Here is an 18881-nt window from a genome sequence, read left to right as displayed (position 1 = left end):
ATAGGGACTTTTTTATTAACGTTTAATTTTATAGTAGCTTTAAGTTTTTTATAAATATATTTAAGTATATAATTTAATTATAATAAAATTGAAGAAAAGAGGACAAAAATTATGTTACTTAGTAAATTATTAGGCGAACGTATTAAAGAAAAACCAGGTGATGCAACAAGTATAAGCCATATTTATCTTTTAAGAGGAGGATATATTAGACAAGTGTCTAATGGAATCTATTCACTTTTAATGCCAGCAAAACGTATTGCAACTAAAATTGAGGACATTATTCGTGAGGAAATGGATGCCATTGATGGTCAAGAAGTCATGTTCCCGGTTGTAATGCCAGCTGAGCTTTGGCAAGAATCAGGTCGTTTTGAAAGTGTGGGGAATGAACTTGTACGTTTTAAAGATCGTAGTGGAAAAGATATGTTGCTTGGGATGACACATGAAGAGGCAGCTGTGCATTTAGCACGTACGGAAGCTCGTTCATATAATCAATATCCATTTATGATTTATCAAATTCAAACTAAATTTAGAGATGAACCAAGAGCACGTGGTGGCCTTATCCGCGTAAGAGAGTTCACTATGAAGGATGCTTATTCATTCCATACTTCACAAGAAGATTTAGAGCAATACTATGATAGCTGTTTACAAGCTTATCATAATGTGTTTAGAAAAGCGGGTGTACCAGAGGTAGTATGTGTAAAATCTGATACAGGAATGATGGGTGGTAAAGTGGCCCATGAATTTATGCTTCTAACTGATATAGGTGAAGATACAATCATTATTTGCGATTCTTGTGATTATCAATCTAATATGGAAGTTGCTACTTCTAAACTTGATAAATATGAAATTGCAGAAGAAGAAACAAAAGAAAATCATACACCAGGGATTAAGGATATTGATTCATTAGCAAATTTCTTTAATGTACCAAATCATAGATTATTAAAAGCTGCTGTGTTTGAAGTAGAAGGTAGAAAAGAACCTCTTATTGTATTTATCAGAGGCGACTTACAAGTAAATGAATCAAAACTTAGCAAGATTGTACAAGCAAATGTAACACCATTTACAAGTTATGAAGAATCTAACTTATGCTTTGGCTTTATGGGACCTGCTGAACTTGAAGCTGGAAATGCACAAATTGTATTTGATAGTTCATTAGAAGGTGAAACAAACCTTATATGTGGTGCTAATAAGGAAGATTATCATTTATCAGGTGTAAGTGTACCAAGAGATCTTAAGGTAGAGACTTTCTATGATGTAGCAGAAGTTAATGAAGGTCATACATGCCCATGCTGTGATGGAAAACTTCAATTTAAACGAGGTGTTGAAGTAGGAAATATATTCCAACTTGGAACGAAGTATACAGAGAGTATGCAAATGACATACACAGATAAAGATGGTAAAGCAAAGACACCTATTATGGGGTGTTACGGTATTGGTGTAGGTCGTTTACTTGCATGTATTATTGAATCTCATCATGATGAATATGGCCCAATATGGCCAATTTCAGTTGCACCATGGCAAGTACACATTTGTGTATTAGGTAGCAAAAAAGTAGATATGAATGAAGTGGGTACAGATATCTATAATCGTTTAAATAATAAATGGGAAGTAATCATAGATGATCGTAAGATGGGTCCTGGTGCTAAATTTGCTGATGCAGACTTAATGGGTATTCCAGTACGCATTGTAGTAGGAGAAAGAAATCTTGAGAATGGTCAAGTTGAGCTTATGACAAGAGATAAATCTGTTAAAAAACTAGTAAACATTGTAGATATTGAACAAGAGGTACAAAACCTTATTACAGAACTTAAAAATAATTTATAAGATAACTAATTGCTAACGTAGAAGTTATGATTTAGAATAGAAGAGAAATAAGTACTCAGAGCTGATCTGAGTACTTATTTTTTTTTTATAAAAATGCATATAATAAGTAAAAAATAATATTATTTAGAGTATAGGGATTTGAATAGAGGCGGATATATGAAGAAAGTACTCAAAATGTTATTTAGTAGATTATTTATTGTAGGAGTATTAATTTTTTTGCAAACGATTATATTAGGTATAGGAATTTGGAAGCTAAGTGAGTATTTTGTGTATCTCTATGTAGTATTTACTATTGTAAGTATAATAGTTGTAATTTATATTTTAAATAAAAAAGATAATCCTTCGTATAAGTTAGCGTGGATAATTCCTATTTTATTATTTCCGGTGTTTGGAGGATTATTTTATCTTATATTTGGTGGAGATAAAACAGGTGCTAAATTTAAACGGTCTGTTCAATTGACTTATGAAGATACAAAAAAGTTTTTATACCAGGATGAAAAAATAATAAACAAATTGCAAGAAGTTGATAGAAACATTTCAAATCAAACAGAATATATAAGAAGATATTCAAGCTTTCCAATGCATAAAAATACATCAACTCAATATTTGACTCCGGGTGAAAAATTTTTTGAAATACTTAAAGAAGAACTTCAAAAGGCACAAAAATTTATTTTTATGGAGTATTTTATTATTGAAGAAGGTATTATGTGGGATAGCATTTTAGAAATATTAATACAAAAGATAAATCAAGGTATAGAAGTCAGATTAATTTATGATGATGCAGGATGTATTCAAACATTGCCATATAAGTATAACGAAAAGCTTGAAAAATTAGGAATTGAAGTTATGGTATTTAATGAATTAAAGCCTAGATTATCTCTAAAAATTAATAACCGAGACCATAGAAAAATTACAGTAATTGATGGAAAAGTAGGATTTATGGGAGGGGCAAATCTTGCAGATGAATATATTAATGTAGTGAATCCTTATGGACAATGGAAAGATGCTAGTATTTTACTTAAAGGAGATGCTGTTCAAAATTTGACGATTATGTTTTTACAGTGTTGGAATTTCGATAGATTAAGAGAAGATGACTTTAAAGAAAGTTATGAGAAATATTTAGTGAGAATACCTCAAATATATGAGGGATATGGATATATCCAACCTTATGCAGATAGCCCCTTGGATGAAGAAACTGTAGGTGAGAATGTCTATCTTAATATTATTCATAAAGCAAAAGAATATGTATACATCAATACGCCATATCTTATTATTGATAATGAGTTGATGACAGCATTGACATTAGCAGCTAAAGGTGGTGTAGATATAAGAATTATAACACCGCATGTTCCCGATAAGTGGTATGTACATTTACTAACAAGAGCCTACTATCAACAACTTATAGAATCAGGTGTTAAAATTTATGAATATGCACAAGGATTTATACATTCCAAAACCTTTGTAGCAGATGATGAATTGGGAGTGGTAGGAACAATTAATTTAGATTTTAGAAGCCTATATTTACATTTTGAATGTGGTATATTTATGTATAAAGCCGAGGCTATACAAGAAATTAAAGATGATTTTTTGAGTACATTAGAAGAATGCATAGCTGTAACCCTAGAAGAATGTTATCGTGTGAAATGGTATATAAGATTAATGAGGTCTATTATGAGATGTTTTGCTCCACTTATGTAGTAAACACAATAATTATTTAGACTTTTATACAGATATTATGTAGACAGTATGGATAAATATGGTATAATAAAGATGTATGTAATGCTATTCAACCTGTAAAATTTCATAATACCAACCTAATGAAAACGCTCCCAATAAGGGAGCGTTTTTTATATCTATAAAATAAACAACTTTAGTATGAACCTTAACTTTATTTATGGAATATAATTGAATATATAAGGGAAAGGGAGTGCAAATTAATGGTAGAGATATGTAGAGATTTAAATGAATTGCATCCTAAAGTAAAACAATTAGCACAAGCACTGCTAGATAAATGCCAACAGCAAGGATTAAATATAAAGATTAGTGAAACATATCGCTCAATGGAACGACAGGAGTATTTATATGAGCAAGGGAGAACAAGACCTGGAAGTATTGTGACAAATGCTAGGGGGAGTAGTATGTCCTCTTATCATCAATGGAGATTAGCTTTTGATGTTTATCAGAATATAAAAGGAGCAGAATATGATAAGCGTATTTTAGCTAAAGTAGGTACAATAGGAGAAGCTTTAGGGTTAGACTGGGGAGGAAGTTGGTCATCATTTTCAGATACACCTCATTTTCAGTATACCTTTGGACTATCTATCAAAGATTTAAATAGTGGTAAACGACCTCCTAATGAGACACCTTCCAAGGATGTAGCTAAGGATAGTGTAGTTAAAGACGGTGTGGATAAAGAATATGAAACAGCTGTAGATATATTAGTGAAACGAGGGATTATTAATTCGAAGGCAGATTGGATACCTAAGCTTAACGTAAATTATACAACAGCGATTATTCAAAAGTTAGTTAATGAAATAATAAAAAATAGTTATGATGATCAACTAAAAATATTAGTAGATAAAAAAATTATAACTGAGTTGACAAAATGGAAGGATAAAGATATTGGAGAAAATGATTTGAAATGGTTGATTAAAAAAAGTGCAATCTTTTTTAATCAATAAACGGATAAGGGACTATTGCCTAATTGAGTGCAGTAGTCCTTTTTGCGTGTAATACATGAGATATTTAATGTGAAAGGCACAATAAGCCACCTTAAGGTAGCCTACTCCAGGCAAATACTAAGACTAAAATAAGGTAGCTTATGAGTGCGGCAAAGTTCCAGGTTTTAAGGAAGTTTTTTGTCTATTTATATATATGGTTATACGCTAAAGTATACAAAATCATTGCATTTATTAATCTTTAAAGAAAATTGATAAGATCAAACATTTCCTATCACATAGATATTTAGAAGTGTTTAAATAACTATAAATTATAAAAATAAACTTAGAAAAGTTTATTTTGTAAGCAAAAAGTATGAGATTGCTATAATTACTGGTATAATCATTTTAGGAGATATAAAGGATTAACTTAAAATAATGAAACTTAGGAGATTTATTATGTATAAATTAATTGCACTAGATATGGATGGTACACTTTTAAAAGATGATAAGACAATATCAGAGGCTACCAAAAAAGCAATAGAGCAAGCTAAAGATAGAGGTGTTAAGGTTGTGCTTGCATCAGGAAGACCTATAGATGGAATTGAACGTTATTTAGAAGAACTAGATTTATTATCCGGACAAGATTTTGTAATAAGTTTTAATGGAGCTATTGTACAAAATACAAAAACAAAAGAAATTGTTAGCCGAATTACTTTAAATGGGCAAGATTTAGTTGAGCTCTATACACTTGCACAGAAATTAAGGGTTAATATTCATGCCTTTTCAAAAGAAGGGTGTATTACACCAATGATGAGTAAATATTCTCTTCATGAAGGTGAAATTAATGGAATACCGGTTAAAGAAGTAGACTATAACGAGCTTTCACCAGAAGAAGAAATTATAAAAATTATGATGGTAGATGAACCTGATGTACTAGAAAAAGCGATTTCACAACTTCCACAAGATGTTTATGAAAAGTATACAGTAGTAAGAAGCGCACCATTTTTCTTAGAATTTTTACATAAACAAGTAAATAAAGGAACGGGCGTAGAATCATTGGCTCATATCTTAGATATTGAAAGAAAAGATATTATTTGCATGGGTGATGCAGGAAATGATGAACATATGATTCGCTATGCAGGGCTTGGAGTAGCAATGGAAAATGCTTTTGATGAAGTTAAGGAAATGGCAGACTTTGTAACAAAATCTAATGAAGAAGATGGAGTAGCATATGTGATTAATAAGTTTATCTTAGGGATGTAATAGAGTTGTTGAGTAACCTTAATTAAACTGTAAAATAAATATGCTATAATTAAACAAAATATAAATAGGAGGACTAGAGCATGAATAAAAAAATCGGCATAATTTTACTTTCTATTGGAATCATGGCTCTATCAGGATGTATATCAACACAACCAGTACAATCACCACAAGACACAGATAAGCAAATAATTGTTCTACAAGAAGAAAAGCAGCAGTTAGAAGCAGAAATTGATAAGCTCAATAAACAAGTGAATCAACTAATAGAAGAAAATAAAAATTTAAAAGCAGAAATGCAAAAGTTATCAGAAGAGGACTATATATTATATACGAGAGATGTAGACTCTTGGGAAATTATAGAACTAGGTAATGTAGTAATAGAAAAAGACATGTCTTTACAGGAGAAAATTCAACAGATAGCAGATGAAATTTCAAGGTTAGCATTTGAAGGACTTAAAATACAAGTTGAAGAAATTAAGACTATAGGAAATAAAAAAATAGCTTTAATTAACTTAAAGGATATAGGAGAGACATCAGAGTGGATGAATCAATATTTCCAAGGTTCAACAGGAGCAGGGATTACAATGACTATTTTAGAAGAGAGTTTGCTTCAACGGAATAGCCCTTATAGTTGGATAGATGGTATAGAAATTGTATATAATGGAGAGATACTAAGTAGTTCTCATATTGAACTTGGAAATATTTTGTATCGTTAAGAAAGTCATTGAACTAGAAAGTTAAAGCAGCTGGTTCAATGACTTTTTCTAATGCAACTATAAAAAAATAGAAATATGAGTTAATAAATGGAAATGAGTGTTATATAGATATTTAACAATTGCACCAAGAAAACAATATAAAAGGCAAAATTATCTTATTACTAAATTTATATAAAATGTTATAATCAATTTGTCAGAATAACTATGAGGGGTGACTCGTTGGTAGAACATAATTTAACTTACATAAAATCATCTATAAAAACTAAGTAAGTAAAAGGAGATGGATTTCAATGAAGAAATTTCAAAAAGTATTAGCATTAGGATTAGCTGCTACAATGCTTGGGGGAGTATTTGTAGGGTGTAACTCAAAACTAGCGGAAGAACAACCAGTAACTGAAAAACCAGCAGAAGAGAAGCCAGCAGAAGAAAAATCAGCTGACCCTGTAACGCTTAGAGTTGTATCAATGTTTGGTGGTACAGATCCAATGGCTGCAGTACTTGATAAAGTAGTTGATCAATTCCAAAAAGATAATGCAAATGTTACATTAGAGGTTGAGGCAGCTACAGCAGATGAAACATGGAAATCAAATGTACTTACAGACTTTGCAGCAGGCAATGAACCGGATGTACTTCATTTCTTTACAGATGTAAACTCTAAAACAATAGTAGAGCAAGGTAAAGTTGTGCCACTTTCTGAAATTCAAGCAGTATATCCAGACTATGGGTCAAATATTAACCCGGCTGCATTAGCATCAGCTACATGTGCAGATGGTGTTCAATATGCTATTCCAACACATGGTTACTATGAAGGTATCTATGTAAATACAGATCTATTTGAAGCTAATGGAATTGATCTTCCTACAGATTGGACTAAATTAGAAAATGCTATTACAGAATTTGCTAAAACAGATATTACGCCTATTGCAGTAGCATTAGGACATATTCCACACTACTGGATTGAGCACCTTATCTTAGCTGAAGGTGGTGTTAAAGATCACAGTAACAGAGATATTACTGCAGTTAAAGATACATGGGTAAATGCTTTATCCTATTTCAAAAAATTTAACGATATGGGTGCATTCCCAGTAGATACAGCTACAACACAAAATGAGCTTGTAGAAGCTCAATTTATCAATAAACAAGCTGCGATGTTCGTAGATGGTAGCTGGTGTGTAGCTAAATTTGGTGATTCTGATACAGTTACACTTCTTCCAATGCCAGGTACAGGTAATGGTAAATGTGATGGTAAAGAACTTATTTCAGGATTCTCAAGTGGTTTCTATATCACAAAAAAAGCATGGGATGATCCAGCAAAACGTGAAGAAGCAGTTAAATTTATTCAAGCTATGACAACAACAGAATCGATTGCTGAAATGGTAACATTAGCAGGTGGTGGTGCTCCAGCAGCTAATGTTGGTGAACTTACAGGCTTATCTCCACTTGGTGCTGCAGGTGCTGCTATGGCAGGTAATGCTACAGCTGTAGATGGAGCTATCGATGGATGGCTTGCAAAACCAGCTTGGGAATACTTATTAAGTAAAGTTTCAGGAATTGCAGCTGGAACAGAAGATCCATCAGCAGTTGTTGATCAAATCATTACCCTTAATAACGCTCAATAATTATTAAAGAAAAAAGGTGTAGGCTTGAAGCATACACCCTTTTTATCTGCACGTCTGTAATTGTTATATAATGGTGAACATGGTTTAAATACATAAAGTGTATAAAAATGATTAAACTAAGAGCGTCACTGTTTATCTTAAATTTGATTTATTAGAAGTATGCAAGTTTTTCAAGCTTATTGTTCAACAAACCTTAAGAAAAGAGCATGATTATGGTATTATACCTAGCACATTAAAGCCTACTTTACTCAAACCCGGAGGGGAAAAGATTTGTATGATGCTAGGTGTAAACCCCAAATATGAAACGATGGATTATGTGTAAGGTTATGAAAGTGTTTTTTTGTGTATATTATTAGATAGACACTAAAAAGGTAGTACAAGGATTAGGAAACTGTAGCGCTTGCGAGAAAAATATAGGTGGATAAATAGTGACTACATTCCTGCAGGAATAGAATCGGAAAAAGTAAAACAATTTATTGATAAATAGAACGGCTTAGATATCAAATTCCTAATCCTCAATCATAGGATTTTTAAGTTGCTAAAAAGAGCTTTTATTGATGTGGTATTACAAGTTACTTCACTAAGTAAAATTTTTACACAAGATATAGAAGAAATGCAAGAATTTATCAAGCAAGAAGAATTATATAGTACGGAGCTGACGCCCTTTAAGGAAGCAGCATTTAAAATTAACTTCGGGAAATAGAGGAATAAAATATTAAAAGAAATTTATAAGGAAGATCCTAACTAATTTGAAGGAATAGCTCTTAATAGCAAAGATGAAGAGATTAAAAAGACTTGTGAAGTAATGAAAGAGGCAGTACATCAAAAAGAAGTGCAAGAATAAAAATCTTGCACTTCTTTTTATGTTTTCTTTTTAGTAGTATCTTTTTCAGGATGAAGCATATGACTTATTAGAGCATTTAAATACTTCATAAAATAAAAGTTTGTTTTATTACGGGAAAGTAAATAGGTAATGGCAATAGAAGATAAAAGAGAAATACCTAATTTAGCCCATAAAAAGGGAATAAAATAATTGATAGCAATTGGAATACATAACAAGTAAGTATGCAAAATGTAAATAGGTAAAGTATTGCAACCAATTTTGCTGAAGAAAGTAGATTTAGCGGGCATAGTATTTGCAAGTACAAAAACAAAAGAGAAACCTATAATATAGAGAAGTATGCGGCTAATAAGTCCGAGCCATAAAGGTACTGTATAGGACTCAAATGCATCACTGCCATAGAGAAACTCTATAGGAAATATTTTAAAGTAGCATATAAAAATAGCAAAGGACAAGGCAAGTAAGGTAATAGCAAAAGAAAAGAATCGTGTAGGTTTTTTGAGTCTAAAAAGCTTGTCCTCACTTGTTTTATAACCAATTAGGAAAAATGGAAAGAATACAAGTGTACGAGATAGAGACAAAATGCCATTGAACTCACTAAAAAGGCCTGCACCTAACCCTACAATAAAACTAATAGGTAAGACATATTTAATTTTAACCAAATCCTTTAAGAAGATTTTCCAGAAAAACATACTCATTAAATACCATAGGGCCCAACCTGGAGTTAGGAAGGAAAATTGGCTCATATCCCATGTAGCTACTGCCGCTATAAGGTTCCAAATGATATTAAAAAGAATGAAAGGCATAAGAAAACTTTTGAAGGCAGTAGCACGTGATTTATCTAGATTTTTTGAAAAGTAACCAGATACAAATACAAATGCAGGCATATGAAATAAGTAAATAAACGTATAAAGGACTTGAGTTGCAAAGTAATCGTCTTTAAAAAGTTCTAAAGAATGTCCAAATACAACTAGAAAAATGAGAAGTCCTTTAAGATTATCTAATAAGTAAACTCTTTCTTTAACTATTAAAGTTTTATCCATTAAGTTAAACTCCTTTTGAGCCATTCTTTTGCAATGAGCATATGACCTTTAGGTGTTGGATGCACACCATCAATAGTCCAGTAAAAAACATCTTGATCAGGTGTTAGAGCTTCATTGAAAATTTCTTGGAGAGGAATATAAAGGGTGTTAAATTCTTGAGCCAATTTTTTTACAATAGCAATTTTAGGATTTAAGTCCTCAAACCATCTAAGTTGGTCTTCATTATGAGGAAGTAAAAAGGGCGAAAGTAATATAATACGTAAGTTAGGATTTCTTTCTAAACTACTCTCTAGAAAATAACGATAATTTTCTTCAAATCTTTCCGGAGATGTTACGAGACTGAAATCATAGCGTCTCCAAGTATCATTAATACCAGCAAGGAGTGAAAGAACATTTTTTTCAATGCGCAAACAATCTAAGCGCCATCTCAGTTTAAGATCTATTGTACGGTTGCCATAAATACCTTTATTCATACAAGTTGTATGCAAGTCACTATAATGAGTCTCTAAGTAATGATGAATAAGATTGACATATCCATCACCCAAATCAGTACGTTTTAATTTATTACGACCACAATCTGTGATACTATCACCTTGAAACAGAATAACATCATTTTCTTTTAAAAAAGTCATAGTCTAATCTCCCTAGTATATATCTATTTAACTTTATTATAGGTAATAAATTCTTTGTTGAATAGCCTTAAAATAATGAGCCTTTACAATAAAAGATATGGTAGGTATAATGAAGATATATTATATAGGTAAGGCAATTAAAGAGAAGAGTATAAATTGAGGAAAGAACAGAGACTTAGGGAGGGTGAGAACCTAGGCTAGAATCATTTAGAAAGAAGCTCTTTAGCTATAAACTGAAAATCTCACTTGTGAGGAGTAAGTTTATGGGGTAATTCCCTTAAAGATTAAGAGTGGGCTAAGTAGGACTTAGTTAACTTAGGTGGTAACGCGGAAGGTGTCTTTCGTCCTAAGAGGATTAGGATGAGGGGCTTTTTTTATGCCTACAAATATGAAGGTTAAAAGAAAAGGATTGCTATCACTAATCTAGTAAATCAAAATAAAATAATAAGAGATGAGAGGAAGAAGAACATGAGCTTAACCCAATTAGCAGATTTAATTTTCCCAGACATTCAAAAAACTCCAGAAGACTATATTAATGCTTATGCAAAAAGAAATTTACCAGAAGGTGCACGTGTAACAAGATATGCGCCAAGTCCAACAGGATTCCAACATATCGGTGGTGTATTTGCTGCATTAGTAGCTGAAAGAACAGCGGTACAAAGTGGAGGTGTATTCTATCTTCGTATTGAAGATACAGACCAAAAAAGGGAAGTAGAAGGTGCTATTTCTGATACAATCCGTACAATGAATAAATATGGTATGAATTTCACTGAAGGGATGACAGGAGATGATACATCAATCGGTGAATACGGTCCATACAAACAAAGTGAAAGAGCTGACATCTATAAAGCTTTTGCAAAAGCTTTAATTCAAAAAGGTTTAGCGTACCCCTGTTTTGCAACACCAGAAGAGTTAGAAGCACTGCGTGAAAAACAAACAGCAGAAAAAGTAACACCAGGTTACTATGGTGAGTATGCAAAATATAGAAACTTATCACCAGAAGAAGCAATGGCAAAAATTAATGCAGGTGAAAAATATATCATCCGTCTTAAATCACCAGGAAATCCAGAAACAAGAGTAGAGTTCCATGACCTTATTAAAGGAGATACTTCATTCCCAGAAAATAATCAAGATATTGTTATTATCAAAGGGGATGGACTGCCAACTTATCATTTTGCACATGCAATTGATGATGCATTAATGGGTACAACACACGTTACACGTGGAGAAGAATGGTTATCCTCCCTTCCAATTCACGTACAACTTTTTGAAGTCCTTGGATTCAAAAGACCAGAATATGGACATATTCCAACAATCATGAAAATGGATGGAGATTCAAGACGTAAGCTTTCAAAAAGAAAAGATGCTGAAAGTGCTGTAAGCTACTATGATGAAGAAGGTTATCCAACAGTATGTGTTATTGAATACCTTCTTAATATCATCAACTCTACTTATGAAGAGTGGAGAACAGAAAACCCAATGGATGATTACCATGACTTCCAAGTATCACTTGATAAAATGAGCAAAAGTGGTGCCCTCTTTGATATCGTTAAATTAAATGATGTGAGTAAAGATGTTATTGCTAGAATGCCAGGTGAAAAAGTATATGACCTTTACACAGAGTGGGCTAAAGAACATGATGTACAAATGTATGAACTTATAACAGCTAATGCCGAAATGTCAAAAGCAATTTTTAGTATTGATAGAGAAGGCCTAAAACCAAGAAAAGACTTTGCTAAATGGATGGAAGTAAAAGAAAAAATCGCATACTTCTTCGATCATTTCTTCTACGGAGAAACAGCAGAGCAAGTAGAACTTCCAAAAGGTATGACAATTGAAACTGCAAAAGAAATTATTGCAGCTTACAAAGATGCGTACAAACATAATGAAGAAAGTCAAGAAACATGGTTTGAAACACTTAAAAACTTTGCTGTTGAACTTGGATACTGTGCAAACCGTAAAGAGTACAAAGCCAATCCAGAAGCTTACAAAGGAATGATTTCTGATGTAGCAGGTGCTGTAAGAGCTGCTGTAACACATAGAAGTAATACACCAGACCTATACACAATCATGCAGATTTTAGGTGAAGAAAAAGTACAAGAACGCTTTGAAAAATTTGAAAATCTTTAAGAACAAAAAGTAAAGAGACTATTGCTTAATGCATAGAGACTCTATGGAAGTGAATAAGTAGATTAATCTATAAATAAAAAGGATATAAAACTAACGGAAGTCTTTAGTTTTATATCCTTTTTATGATTTAGAGAGCTGTATGTCTTTATACCTTTTAATAGGGGGATAGAGCATAATAAATTGAGTTGATGCAGTGTACCGAGGTATGCTGCTTTTTTGATGTCAAAAATAAGATATTTACCGATTAAGTTCGGTATCTTTATAAAAATAAGTAATTGAATTAAGTGTTATTTTAAAGGAGAATCGAAAGCAATGAATGAACATGTATATGAAAAAGTTTTTGCAGATATAGGAGATGACCAAAGCTTAGAAAATTCCTTAAGCACTTTTTCATCTTATGTAAAAAATTTAGCAAGTATTATTAAAGAGACGAATAAGTCTACGTTGCTTCTATTTGATGAAATAGGAAGTGGTACAGAACCAGGATAAGTTTAATCATATTATTTTATTTTACAAGGAAGCGTTTATAGAAGTTCATGAAAAGGCTGTGAAACCCTATCTTAAGTGTGAACAACTTTATCCAGTAGATTATGAGATAGAAAATTTATTTACTAGCTATAAAGAACGTAAGTTAGAACATGACATCACTAGAGGGTCTAAAAAAGCACTTAAGAAAATACGTAAAGAAGGCATCGAAAAATTGCGAAGTTAGGATTGAAAAGTTATACTACAATATAATCAATAGTATATAAATGGTATTTCCTGAGAAATAAAGGAGGATGTTATGTATATTGTAAGTGCATGTTTAGCTGGTGTGAAGTGTAGATATGATGGGAGAGATAATACCTGTGAAAAAGTAGTGAAGTTAGTTGAAGAGGGAAAGGCTATTAGTGTATGTCCTGAAGTATTTGGAGAATTACCTATCCCTAGAAAACCTTGTGAAATAGTAAAAGATGCAGATGGCTTAGAAAAGGTATTAAGCGAAACAGGGGAAGAATATACATCTGAATTTATAATAGGAGCAGAAAAAACATTAGAAATAGCGAGAGTATTAAATGCGCAGGTAGCTATTTTAAAAGCAAAAAGTCCTTCTTGTGGATGTGGAAAAATTTACGATGGAAATTTTAATGGGACATTAGTTGATGGGGATGGATTAACCACTAGATTATTAAAGAAGAATAATATTAAGGTCTATACAGAAAAAGAAATAGATACAGTGATAGATTAATGTAGAATAAAATAAAACATAGTGTACGAGCAGCTCCTCATATGATTTAAGGTGATAGTATATATAAGGAGGAAGTAAGGTGAACGACGATAAAAATAAAGTTAATCAGCTTACTACAGAAGTAGCTACACCCGTAACTAATGACCAAGCATCCCTAACAACAGGGAAGAAGGTAGGGTATACACTGTTTGCAGATTCTTATTTAAATGAAAAGCTTGCGCACTTTAATAGGGAACGTATACCAGAGAGAGTTGTACATGCAAAAGGTATGGGCGCTCATGGTTATTTTGAAGTAACTAATGACTTATCAAACTATACAATGGCTAAGTTCTTAAATAAGGTAGGTAAACGTACACCTATGTTTGCACGTTTTTCAACGGTAGGTGGAGAGAAAGGATCAGCTGATACAGCTAGAGATCCTAGAGGATTCGCACTTAAGTTTTATACAGAGGATGGAAATTATGATTTAGTTGGGAATAATACCCCTGTATTCTTTATAAGAGATGCTATTAAGTTCCCTGATTTTATTCATACACAAAAGAGAAACCCTCAAACCAATTTAAAAGATCCTAATATGTTTTGGGACTTCTTATCTCTTACACCTGAATCATTGCATCAAGTTACGAGACTATTTTCTAACTTGGGTACACCTAAGAGTCCACGATTTATGGATGGGTTCGGAAGTCATACCTTTATGTGGTACAACAAAAATAAAGATTATGTATGGGTTAAGTATCACTTTAAGACAGATCAGGGGATAGAAAACTTTACAGCAGCAGAGGCAGAACAAATGAATGGGATGGATCCTGACTATTCTACAAAGGATTTATTTAATGCCATTGAAAAAGGAGAGTATCCTTCTTGGTCAGTCTACGTACAGATTATGACACCTGAAGAAGCTGTAAACTATCCAGTTAATCCTTTTGATGTAACAAGAACATGGTATGAGGAAGACCATCCGCTTATACCATTAGGAAAAATGGTGCTTAATAAAAATCCTATTAATTTCTTTGAGGAAGTAGAACAAGCAGCATTTTGTCCTCAAGCTTTTGTTCCTGGAATATGGGCCTCATCAGATAAACTCCTTCAAGGGAGGCTATTAGCATATCAAGACGCACAACGTTATCGAGTAGGCGTAAACAGCAGGCAGATTCCTATTAATGCACCGAAATATGCTAATATTTATACCACTCAAAGAGATGGATTTATGCAAGTTAATGGCAATATGGGTAATGCACCTAATTATTATCCAACTACATTTGCCGATGTGGAAGTGACACCGCAAGATGCTCAACCACCTATTCCTGTGGATGGCATAATTGAGCGCCATACTATTGAGACAGATGAAGGAGACTTTATACAGCCGGGAGAATTTTATAGAGATTACCTAGATCAAGAAGGTAAAGGTCATCTCATTTATAACGTAGTAAACAGTCTTAAAAAAGCAGATTTAAGTTTGCAATATAGAGAAACGGCTTTATTCTATAAATGTGACCAAACACTTGGAGAACTCATTGCACAATTTTTAAAATTAGATTTTAATGATGTGATTCGATTAGCTAATATGAGTCAAGATGAACGCGTTAAGCATACAATGCCCAAACAATCTACTTATACAACAAAATAAAATTAAGAGGCTTAATCTGAAGAAAGCAGGTTAGGCCTTTTAATTATGAAAGATAATATTTAAAGTGAATTATGATATAATAGGCTTAAATTTAATTTGAGATATACGAAAGGACTGAAAGGATGGCAGTTATCAAAACAAATGTAATTCGTATTTTGGATAAGGAGAAGATTCCTTACGAATGTAGCACATATGAAGTGAAAGATGGAAAGATGGATGGTGTAGCAGTAGCACATAAAATTGGTATAGAGGAATCGAAAGTTTTTAAGACACTTATTGTACAAGGTAAATCTAAAACTTGCTATGTGTGTGTCATTCCTGTAAGTAAAGAATTAGACTTTAAGAAGATTTGCACACTTACTGGTGAGAAAAATATAGATATGTTACCATTAGTAGATTTGCAAAAGACAACAGGATATATAAGAGGTGGCTGTTCGCCTATAGGTATGAAAAAGTTATTGAAAACTTTTGTTGATGAGTCAGCAACTCAGTTAGAAAAAATGACTTTTAGTGCGGGTAAAGTTGGGGTTCAAGTAACACTTCAACCAGAAGTGCTTAAAAATTTAGTGGAAGCAGAGTTTGTAGTATTAACATATTTAAATTAATTTTAATGTGTTGTGTATAAAAACGAAAATACAGGATAAACTACTATTGTAAAACCAATCCTGAATGTAGGAGGAAAGTACAATGAAAAGTTCTACTAACCAAAGCATTCATAACTCTGAGGCTAAAGCAGATTCTTCTGCTGGAGATGAGCCACCAGAAAGATAAACCTTCTATTTAAATTACCTAAAGTTAATTTGGGTAGAAGGCAAGGTTTTATAACTTATAAAAAGTCTACTTAACCATGACGTTGGTATGGATTTAAGTAGGCTTTTTTGCATGCTAAAAAGTATGGTAAGGCTATTGACAACGAATTAATAAGGATGTAATATGTGTGTATATTCAATATATACAGTTATGAACACTTAAAAGCAGTAAACATATAATAGAAATATAGAAAGAGGTTACTGGATGGATATTATTATTAGTAATCAGAGTATTGTGCCACTGTACTCACAGATTATGGAGCAAATGAAGCAACTCATTATTACTGGAATTCTAAAACCAGGAGAAATGACACCATCCATAAGAGGATTAGCTAAAGAACTTAAAGTAAGCATTATTACTATTAAACGTGCATATGAGGAACTAGAAGCAGAAGGATTTATTGAGACACTACCAGGTAAGGGAACATTTGTAGCGGCTGTGAATGTAGATATTTTAAGAGAAGCTAAAATTAGTCAAATAGAAGAAAAGTTGAGTGAAGTCATTGAAAGTGCGAGAAGTATAGGACTTACCAAAGAAGAGATAAAAGAGCGTATTGAATTAATGTATGAGGAGGAATTGTAATGAATGTAATAGAAATAAGTAATTTAAAAAAGACATTAGGAAGCTTTACATTAGATATACCAAACTTAGTTGTTAAGGAAGGATATATCACAGGTTTTATTGGTCAAAATGGAGCAGGTAAAACCACTACACTTAGACTTATCATGGGTCTTCTTACACCAGAACAAGGAGAAATTAAAATATTTGGTAAGACAGTCAAAAAAGATGGTGTAGCTATACGAAACTTAATAGGCTATGTAGGAGAACCTACGGGCTATTTAACAGAAGCTACTGTAGAAGATACAAAAAAAATGATAGCCCCATTCTATAAAGCTTGGGATGAGACACTGTTCAATAAGTATACTAGACTATTTGACTTAGATCCTAAGAAAAAAATTAAGGACCTTTCACAAGGTCAAGGTAAACAGTTCTCTTTAATTATGGCATTGTCACATAGACCAAAACTTATATTATTAGATGAACCTACAGCTAACTTAGATCCTGTTGTAAGACATCAAATATTAGATTTACTTATGGAACATATGCAAAATGAAGAAGTTTCAACTTTTTACTCTACACACATTACCAGTGATTTAGATAAAGCGAGTGATTACATTGTTATGTTGCAAAAAGGTAAAGTAGTCGTGTATGAGGATAAAGAAACAATAGATAGTAAATATTTTATGGTTAAAGGACCTAATAGAATTTTAGATAAGGGCTTAGGAAATGAATTAAAGGGAATTAATCAAAATGCTTTTGGATTTGAAGCACTTACCAATCAAAGAGAGACACTTGAAAGACGGTTTGGAAAAGATCTTCTTTTTGCCAAAGCTAGTCTGGAAGATATAATGGTTTATCTAGAAAGGGGAAATCGTAAATGAGTAATGTAGGGTTATTGATGAGAAAAGAATTAATCTATTTATTTAAATGCTTAAAGTCTACATGGATTATTAGTTTATTATTTATGACAGTCTTTACCTTAATTGCACCACAGATGTGTATGTTAGCAACAATTATTGTACCTTACTTCTTAATATATGGTGTCATGGCACATGAAGAACAAAGTCATAGTAATGCGCTGAATCATACATTACCTGTATCTAGAAAAGAAGTAGGGATGAGTAAGTACTTATTAGGATTGGTGTATTCATTAGTAGTAGGTATTGGGGTTACCCTTGTACTACGTACAGGACTTGTCATGGAGAAAGAGTATATAAAAGTATTTGAACAAATGGGATGGATCAATTTGAGCAGTATATTAATAGGATCAGCACTTTTCTATACAGCACTTATTATTCCAATCATTTTAAGATTTGGTTGTATGAAAATGCGTATGGTGATGTTTGTAATTTATGGAGTACTCTTTGGAGTAAGTTCAGTTGTTATTAATATCATAAAGGAAGTTATTGTGAATCCATTTGAAACACCAGAGGTATTTGCACAAATTCAAATACCTTCTTCAATAGGCATCGTTTTTTTAATAGGTATATTCATTTGTTATGGACTATCCTACGGAATAAGTTCAAATATATTAGAGAAAAAACAAATTAATGCATAATAAAGCATTGGAAGAGGAATACCATGTAGAGTGGTAACCTCTTCTGTTTTATATAAGGTTATAGAAAAAACAGAAGAAACTTGTTTATGAAGGAACCTATTTATATAGAAGAAAGATAATCAGAAAGAGGGACGATAATAGGGGGTAAATATTGATATAACAGTGCTTTGTAGATGATTTGTCTATGAAAAATGGCGTAAAACGTAAAATGATGAAGTTTTTTTGAAAAAGGGGTTGACTTATGTATCTATATGGGGCATAATAGTACAAGTCAGCAGCGCACAGGCGCCACTGAGAAAAGGGCTTAGGCCTTGATGAATAAAGAAAAATGAACTTTGAAAATAAAATAGTAACCATTAAACCAGTCGATTC

Annotated in this window: 18 protein-coding genes and 1 other annotated feature; of the genes, 16 read left to right on the top strand and 2 right to left on the bottom strand. The window is 32.4% G+C overall.

Annotation, left to right across the window (positions count from 1 at the left end):
* Nucleotides 1-111: 111 nt before the first annotated feature.
* From RRY75_RS07460 to RRY75_RS07430, 7 genes are all read left to right on the top strand, one after another.
* Nucleotides 112-1824 carry a proline--tRNA ligase gene (locus tag RRY75_RS07460; protein ID WP_332716175.1) on the top strand — a complete coding sequence of 571 codons (1713 nt, stop codon included), beginning with the start codon at nucleotides 112-114 and terminating at the stop codon, nucleotides 1822-1824.
* A gap of 156 nt (nucleotides 1825-1980) precedes the next feature.
* Nucleotides 1981-3522: a cardiolipin synthase gene (gene cls / locus RRY75_RS07455; protein ID WP_332716172.1), complete on the top strand. Its 1542-nt coding sequence runs from the start codon at nucleotides 1981-1983 to the stop codon at nucleotides 3520-3522.
* Between the two features lie 239 nt (nucleotides 3523-3761).
* Nucleotides 3762-4505, top strand: a complete 744-nt coding sequence (locus RRY75_RS07450) for a M15 family metallopeptidase (protein ID WP_332716169.1) — start codon at nucleotides 3762-3764, stop codon at nucleotides 4503-4505.
* A 435-nt stretch (nucleotides 4506-4940) separates the two neighbouring features.
* Entirely contained in the window at nucleotides 4941-5747 is an 807-nt protein-coding gene (yidA, locus tag RRY75_RS07445) for a sugar-phosphatase (RefSeq protein WP_332716166.1), read from the top strand.
* 80 nt (nucleotides 5748-5827) lie between these two features.
* A complete protein-coding gene (locus RRY75_RS07440) occupies nucleotides 5828-6460 on the top strand; it encodes a hypothetical protein (protein ID WP_332716163.1) in 633 nt (210 codons plus the stop codon).
* Between the two features lie 290 nt (nucleotides 6461-6750).
* Entirely contained in the window at nucleotides 6751-8079 is a 1329-nt protein-coding gene (locus tag RRY75_RS07435) for an ABC transporter substrate-binding protein (protein WP_332527992.1), read from the top strand.
* 535 nt (nucleotides 8080-8614) lie between these two features.
* A complete protein-coding gene (locus RRY75_RS07430; protein WP_332527993.1) occupies nucleotides 8615-8782 on the top strand; it encodes a hypothetical protein in 168 nt (55 codons plus the stop codon).
* 158 nt (nucleotides 8783-8940) lie between these two features.
* Here the strand turns inward: RRY75_RS07430 and RRY75_RS07425 are convergent, their stop codons facing one another.
* Both RRY75_RS07425 and RRY75_RS07420 read right to left on the bottom strand, forming a co-directional pair.
* Entirely contained in the window at nucleotides 8941-9963 is a 1023-nt protein-coding gene (locus RRY75_RS07425) for an acyltransferase family protein (RefSeq protein ID WP_332527994.1), read from the bottom strand.
* Nucleotides 9963-10595, bottom strand: coding sequence for an SGNH/GDSL hydrolase family protein (locus RRY75_RS07420; protein ID WP_332527995.1), 633 nt, complete (start codon nucleotides 10593-10595; stop codon nucleotides 9963-9965). Before RRY75_RS07420 ends, RRY75_RS07425 begins: the two co-directional genes overlap by 1 nt.
* 127 nt (nucleotides 10596-10722) lie before the next feature.
* Nucleotides 10723-10947: a binding site (T-box leader), on the top strand.
* A 116-nt stretch (nucleotides 10948-11063) separates the two neighbouring features.
* On the opposite strand from RRY75_RS07420, the gene gltX reads away from it, so the two are divergent.
* From gltX to RRY75_RS07375, 9 genes are all read left to right on the top strand, one after another.
* On the top strand, nucleotides 11064-12725 hold the full coding sequence (gltX, locus tag RRY75_RS07415; protein WP_332527996.1) for a glutamate--tRNA ligase: 1662 nt from the start codon (nucleotides 11064-11066) through the stop codon (nucleotides 12723-12725).
* 312 nt (nucleotides 12726-13037) lie between these two features.
* On the top strand, nucleotides 13038-13214 hold the full coding sequence (locus RRY75_RS07410; protein ID WP_332528614.1) for a MutS-related protein: 177 nt from the start codon (nucleotides 13038-13040) through the stop codon (nucleotides 13212-13214).
* Complete coding sequence (locus tag RRY75_RS07405; protein WP_332527998.1) at nucleotides 13195-13437, top strand: hypothetical protein; 243 nt, start codon at nucleotides 13195-13197, stop codon at nucleotides 13435-13437. Before RRY75_RS07410 ends, RRY75_RS07405 begins: the two co-directional genes overlap by 20 nt.
* Nucleotides 13438-13509: 72 nt before the next feature.
* Nucleotides 13510-13953 (top strand): DUF523 domain-containing protein, encoded by a 444-nt coding sequence (locus RRY75_RS07400; RefSeq protein ID WP_332527999.1) that lies wholly within the window; start codon nucleotides 13510-13512, stop codon nucleotides 13951-13953.
* Between the two features lie 79 nt (nucleotides 13954-14032).
* Complete coding sequence (locus RRY75_RS07395; protein WP_332716156.1) at nucleotides 14033-15580, top strand: catalase; 1548 nt, start codon at nucleotides 14033-14035, stop codon at nucleotides 15578-15580.
* Nucleotides 15581-15702: 122 nt separating this feature from the next.
* Nucleotides 15703-16185, top strand: a complete 483-nt coding sequence (gene ybaK, locus RRY75_RS07390) for a Cys-tRNA(Pro) deacylase (RefSeq protein WP_332528057.1) — start codon at nucleotides 15703-15705, stop codon at nucleotides 16183-16185.
* 409 nt (nucleotides 16186-16594) lie between these two features.
* Nucleotides 16595-16972 (top strand): GntR family transcriptional regulator, encoded by a 378-nt coding sequence (locus tag RRY75_RS07385; RefSeq protein WP_332528056.1) that lies wholly within the window; start codon nucleotides 16595-16597, stop codon nucleotides 16970-16972.
* Nucleotides 16972-17832, top strand: a complete 861-nt coding sequence (locus RRY75_RS07380; RefSeq protein WP_332528055.1) for an ABC transporter ATP-binding protein — start codon at nucleotides 16972-16974, stop codon at nucleotides 17830-17832. Before RRY75_RS07385 ends, RRY75_RS07380 begins: the two co-directional genes overlap by 1 nt.
* The gene (locus tag RRY75_RS07375) at nucleotides 17829-18509 is read left to right on the top strand and encodes an ABC-2 transporter permease (protein WP_332528054.1); all 681 of its coding nucleotides are present in this window, start codon (nucleotides 17829-17831) and stop codon (nucleotides 18507-18509) included. Before RRY75_RS07380 ends, RRY75_RS07375 begins: the two co-directional genes overlap by 4 nt.
* Nucleotides 18510-18881: the final 372 nt, after the last annotated feature.

Source organism: Niameybacter sp., assembly GCF_036655075.1.
In the GTDB taxonomy this organism is placed as follows: Bacteria; Bacillota; Clostridia; order Lachnospirales; family Cellulosilyticaceae; genus Holtiella.
Note: the sequence above shows the minus strand (reverse complement) of the source record. Positions and strands in the feature narration are given on the sequence as shown.

What these genes read in the sequence shown, in the direction of transcription:
- gltX (WP_332527996.1), top strand. Translation starts at nt 11,064, where the DNA reads ATGAGCTTAACCCAATTAGCAGATTTAATTTTCCCAGACATTCAAAAA.
- RRY75_RS07375 (WP_332528054.1), top strand. Translation starts at nt 17,829, where the DNA reads ATGAGTAATGTAGGGTTATTGATGAGAAAAGAATTAATCTATTTATTT.
- RRY75_RS07425 (WP_332527994.1), bottom strand. Translation starts at nt 9,963, where the DNA reads ATGGATAAAACTTTAATAGTTAAAGAAAGAGTTTACTTATTAGATAAT.
- RRY75_RS07420 (WP_332527995.1), bottom strand. Translation starts at nt 10,595, where the DNA reads ATGACTTTTTTAAAAGAAAATGATGTTATTCTGTTTCAAGGTGATAGT.
- cls (WP_332716172.1), top strand. Translation starts at nt 1,981, where the DNA reads ATGAAGAAAGTACTCAAAATGTTATTTAGTAGATTATTTATTGTAGGA.
- RRY75_RS07440 (WP_332716163.1), top strand. Translation starts at nt 5,828, where the DNA reads ATGAATAAAAAAATCGGCATAATTTTACTTTCTATTGGAATCATGGCT.
- RRY75_RS07385 (WP_332528056.1), top strand. Translation starts at nt 16,595, where the DNA reads ATGGATATTATTATTAGTAATCAGAGTATTGTGCCACTGTACTCACAG.
- yidA (WP_332716166.1), top strand. Translation starts at nt 4,941, where the DNA reads ATGTATAAATTAATTGCACTAGATATGGATGGTACACTTTTAAAAGAT.
- RRY75_RS07460 (WP_332716175.1), top strand. Translation starts at nt 112, where the DNA reads ATGTTACTTAGTAAATTATTAGGCGAACGTATTAAAGAAAAACCAGGT.
- RRY75_RS07400 (WP_332527999.1), top strand. Translation starts at nt 13,510, where the DNA reads ATGTATATTGTAAGTGCATGTTTAGCTGGTGTGAAGTGTAGATATGAT.
- ybaK (WP_332528057.1), top strand. Translation starts at nt 15,703, where the DNA reads ATGGCAGTTATCAAAACAAATGTAATTCGTATTTTGGATAAGGAGAAG.
- RRY75_RS07380 (WP_332528055.1), top strand. Translation starts at nt 16,972, where the DNA reads ATGAATGTAATAGAAATAAGTAATTTAAAAAAGACATTAGGAAGCTTT.
- RRY75_RS07435 (WP_332527992.1), top strand. Translation starts at nt 6,751, where the DNA reads ATGAAGAAATTTCAAAAAGTATTAGCATTAGGATTAGCTGCTACAATG.
- RRY75_RS07410 (WP_332528614.1), top strand. Translation starts at nt 13,038, where the DNA reads ATGAATGAACATGTATATGAAAAAGTTTTTGCAGATATAGGAGATGAC.
- RRY75_RS07450 (WP_332716169.1), top strand. Translation starts at nt 3,762, where the DNA reads ATGGTAGAGATATGTAGAGATTTAAATGAATTGCATCCTAAAGTAAAA.